Genomic DNA, 3891 nt, shown 5'->3' on the forward strand with positions numbered 1-3891 from the left:
GCCTGCCAGAGCGGCCAACAACATCAGAGCTATGTCCTGTACGGGAAGGGCCGTGGAGGGCGCCTCTCGATTTACGTTCCGGCGGATCTGGTGCCGCAGGTGCGGCGGATGCTGGCGAACGGTCGTGCCTTGCAGGAGCTGCTCCGGCAGGCCGCGCCGCGCTACGTCAAGGCATGGAAGCAGCAGCGGACACGCCCGACGATATGAGGTGAAGGTAGGTTCACGTCGCCCAGCCGCCCCACGGCCGGCGAAAAGCCTCGGTCGTGTCCTCCCCACTTCGGGCCCGGCCTCTGCGCCACTCAAGTATCGTCCCTTGCGTTATCGGCAACTAACGGCAACATTATCGGCAGTGCCGGGGTACTCGTTACGGCAACATAACGGCAACATTTACGGCAACGGGCTGCGCCTTGGACACCAGTGCCTTCTACCCGAGCCTCGCGCCCGAGCAACTCGCCGAGCTCCTCCGCCTGCTCGGGGAGATCGACGAGTTCAAGGGCTACTGGCGGAAGCTGCGGGAGATCCGGGCCGAGCGTCTGGGTGAGCTGCGCCGGGTCAGCACGATCGAGTCCTCGGCCAGCTCGACCCGAATCGAAGGCGCGGAGCTCTCGGACGACGAAGTCGCACAGGTACTGAGCGGGCTTGCCCTGGACAGCTTTCGCGCGCGAGACGCCTCGGAAGTGCAGGGATACGGCGAGTTGCTGCAAACGATTTTCGACAGCCATGACGAGATCCCGCTGGCGGAGCGGTACCTGAAGCAGCTCCACGGCATTCTGCTGGGCCACAGCGAGGCGGATGCGTGGCATCGCGGCGAGTACAAGAAGCACGAGAACCATGTCGAGGCGCGCCATCCGGACGGGCGCATGGAGATCATCTTTCGCACGGCGTCGCCCTTCGATACGCCGCGGCTGATGGAGCAGCTGGTGCAGGCGACGAATGCGGCGCTCGTCGCCCGAGAGATCCACCCGCTCGTCGTGATCGCCAGATTCGTGGTGGAGTTCCTGGCGGTTCACCCTTTCCAGGACGGGAACGGCCGTCTCGCCCGTGCGCTGACCTCGCTGCTGCTTCTGCGGGCGGGGTACGAGTACGTCCCGTACGCGTCGCTGGAGCGGGTCGTCGAGGAGAACAAGGCCGCCTACTACATGGCGTTGCGGATGTCGCAGACTCTGCTGCGGCAGCATCCGCAGGACTTCGGGGCGTGGCTGCTGTTCTTCCTGCGGGCGATGCGCGCGCAGCAGTTGAATCTGCTTTCGAAACTGGACGTCGAGCGGTCGATGATCCGCCTCTCGACGACACAGGAGCGGATCCTGGAACTGATCGATCGACATGGGCGCGTCACGTCAACGCTCCTCGCGCAGTCGCTCGCGCTTCCCGCTCGCACCGTGCGCTATCACCTGGACATTCTGATCCGCCACGGCCTGGTCGAGCCCAGAGGCGAAAAACGCGGCCGCACCTACGGTCGGGCGACGACGGCGCCCGCCGCGATCGCGAGCCCGGACTCGCCGACCGCCGCAATGCTCGGCGAGATTCTCGAGATCGGCGGGCGTATCAGTGCCGACGCGCTGAAGCGGCTGGTCCGGCGTCACGGGTACGATGGGCGGGTCGTCGGCACACTGCACGGCAAGCGCCTGGCGCACCTGCGGCGCGACCCCGCGACGGGCGAAAGTGTGCTCACGGCGCGTGGCCGCGAGGTCGCGGAACAGTATCTTTTTGCTCGCCGGCTGGCGCGGATTCACGAAGGCGGCGGCGGTTAGCCGTCCGGGTCACGACGTCGGCGTCCTCGAGGTGCCGGGCAAGACCATTGTCGTAGGCGCGCCGAGGTTCTGGCGAAGAGAGGTCCCCCTCCTGTACCTTTGCAGCCGGACGGATTCCGCCCTCTACCCCCCTTACGCAAGACCGCCCCTGAGGTGCTCCACGGCCCGCGAGCGCGGGAGGCCCGATGCCTGTTTTCATGGACGTGCATTTGCTGCCCGAGGACGTGTTCCCGGAGATCATCGAGCGCGCGCACGAGGCGGACGTGCGCGTCCGGGGCAAGTACAACGTCCAGTACCGCGGGTACTGGTACAACAAAGACGCTCGCACGGTCGCCTGCCTCGTGGATGGCCCGAGCCGCGAGGCCTGCGAGGCGGTGCACCGCGAAGCGCATGGCCTGGTCGCCGAGTCGATCATCGAGGTGACCCCGGAGAACGTGCATGCCTTCCTCGGTCAAGGAACCGTCGCTCCGGCGGGGTACGCGGTCCTCTCCGTTGGAACGCCGGATGGGTGGAGCCGTTCGCAATCCTTCGGGGCGGCCGCTGGCTGGAACCGCCGGGCGATGCCCGTGCGCCGGAGGCGAAGCAGTTTCAGGCGGCGTTCTACGAGCCGGGACGAGTCTACGGCATCGTGGAGAACGGCCAGCGTCGCGGCACGGCCACGGTCCTTTCCGCGAGCCCGGACGAGTGCACCGAGCGATGGCTGGAAGGAGATCTTGCGGAGCGAAGGAACGGGGTGCTGAGAACCCGCTGCTTCTATCGAGTTTCCCCGGACGCGCGGCGGAGCATCTCGCGCATGAGGATCACGTCTTGGAGGTCCTGCGGGCGGCCGGCCGCCTCCTTGGAGCGGATGATGTCCGGCAGCGCGGCCGCATCCAGGTCGACGCCGAAGACCTGATAGCGCAGCGCGCCCTTCTTCAGGTCATCGTAACCCGCCGTGCCGGTGGGCTCGAACGCCACATCCAGCCGGCCGGCCGAGGTGATCAGATCCCACAGGCTCGCGCGGGAAAGCATCGCCGCGCTGCAGTCGAACGGCAGCCCCTCTGGCACGCTCTCCGTGTAGATGCGCGCGTCGAGCTCGCGCAGAGCGGCGGCCAGTCTCTCCAGGTTGTCACGATCCCGCGCGGGCGTAATGTCGGCATCCGCAGTCAACCGGGGGAAGCCCTGCAGCCGCGCAGCCAGCGCGCCGATGAGGACGTACCGGACCCCGTGCTTCGCCAGCGCCCGAACGATACGCTCCGGGTCGAGCGGCGCGATGTCAGGCACGGCGCGCCCCGGCCGCGAAACGGGCCACGTTCGCGACCTCCCGCAGTCGCTCCTCGGGAGAGAGCCGCAGGATGCGCGGAACGTCGTCCAGCATGTGGCTCCCTTCCACGGGCCGGGGCCACAGCTCAGGATGCAGGTCGAAGCCTGCAGCGGCGAGCAAGCGCGACAAGGTCTCGCTGCTCGGCGACGTTTCGCCGCTCTCGATTCGGGCGACGACGGACTGTGCCGTCCTCGCCCGCCGCGCCAGTTCGCGCTGCGACAGGCCCGCTCGCCTGCGGGCCTCGCGCACCAGGCCGCCCGCATCCCGCGTCCACGCCATGAAGGTATGATAGCTGATTAGCTATCAGAAGGGAAGGGGAACGCACGTGAACCGCTCAATCCTGCTCCCGATCCTTCTTCTGGGCGCGTGGGCGCGCCACTCGTAGCGCAGCGGCCGCAGAGCCGCGCCGCGCTCCTCGCCCAGCAAGGCGGCGAGTTCCGCGCCGAGTACGTCGTCGAGGTGAAGGACACGGCGGCGGGGCTCTTTCACGTGACCGCCACGTTCAACAACCTGCGCCAGCGGCGGCTCGAGCTCGCGCTCCTGGTCTGGACCCCCGGCTGGTACACGATCGAGAACTATGGCAAGAACGTGTTGCGGTTCGCGGTGAAGGACGGCTCCGGCAATCGGCTGCCCGCGCCGCGCATCCAGCCGCAGACGTGGATCGTCGATACGCGCGGCAAGGACCGCATCGTCGTCGGGGATAGGGGATAGGGGATAGGCATCATAGGGGCATGCGTCCGCGGCCGGTGGTTTTCCCGATGCGACGGCTGAGCCCCGAAAAAGGGTGGCGTTCTCCGCTTGGAGCGGACATGCTCGAGATGGCCCACGAGGGAGTCC

Annotated in this window: 5 protein-coding genes; 3 read left to right on the forward strand and 2 right to left on the reverse strand. The window is 67.6% G+C overall.

Annotation, left to right across the window (positions count from 1 at the left end; all coding sequences use genetic code 11):
• Positions 1–407: 407 nt before the first annotated feature.
• Together HY703_01150 and HY703_01155 are read left to right on the forward strand one after the other, a co-directional pair.
• The gene (locus HY703_01150; GenBank protein MBI4543784.1) at positions 408–1751 is read left to right on the forward strand and encodes a Fic family protein; all 1344 of its coding nucleotides are present in this window, start codon (positions 408–410) and stop codon (positions 1749–1751) included.
• 185 nt (positions 1752–1936) lie between these two features.
• Positions 1937–2491 (forward strand): DUF4242 domain-containing protein, encoded by a 555-nt coding sequence (locus HY703_01155; GenBank protein MBI4543785.1) that lies wholly within the window; start codon positions 1937–1939, stop codon positions 2489–2491.
• 13 nt (positions 2492–2504) lie between these two features.
• On the opposite strand, the gene HY703_01160 is transcribed toward HY703_01155, so the two are convergent.
• Both HY703_01160 and HY703_01165 read right to left on the reverse strand, forming a co-directional pair.
• Positions 2505–3014, reverse strand: coding sequence for a hypothetical protein (locus tag HY703_01160; protein MBI4543786.1), 510 nt, complete (start codon positions 3012–3014; stop codon positions 2505–2507).
• A complete protein-coding gene (locus HY703_01165; protein MBI4543787.1) occupies positions 3007–3333 on the reverse strand; it encodes a helix-turn-helix transcriptional regulator in 327 nt (108 codons plus the stop codon). The genes HY703_01160 and HY703_01165 overlap by 8 nt, the downstream gene beginning before the upstream one ends.
• A gap of 87 nt (positions 3334–3420) precedes the next feature.
• Here HY703_01165 and HY703_01170 point away from each other — a divergent pair, with 87 nt between their 5' ends.
• Positions 3421–3765 (forward strand): hypothetical protein, encoded by a 345-nt coding sequence (locus HY703_01170; GenBank protein MBI4543788.1) that lies wholly within the window; start codon positions 3421–3423, stop codon positions 3763–3765.
• The last annotated feature ends 126 nt before the right edge of the window (positions 3766–3891 follow it).

The sequence above is a fragment of the Gemmatimonadota bacterium genome (assembly GCA_016209965.1).
Classification (GTDB): Bacteria; Gemmatimonadota; Gemmatimonadetes; order Longimicrobiales; family RSA9; genus JACQVE01.

Excerpts from the sequence above, each read along its gene's own strand:
- HY703_01155 (MBI4543785.1), top strand. The coding sequence starts at position 1,937 with ATGCCTGTTTTCATGGACGTGCATTTGCTGCCCGAGGACGTGTTCCCG.
- HY703_01165 (MBI4543787.1), bottom strand. The coding sequence starts at position 3,333 with ATGGCGTGGACGCGGGATGCGGGCGGCCTGGTGCGCGAGGCCCGCAGG.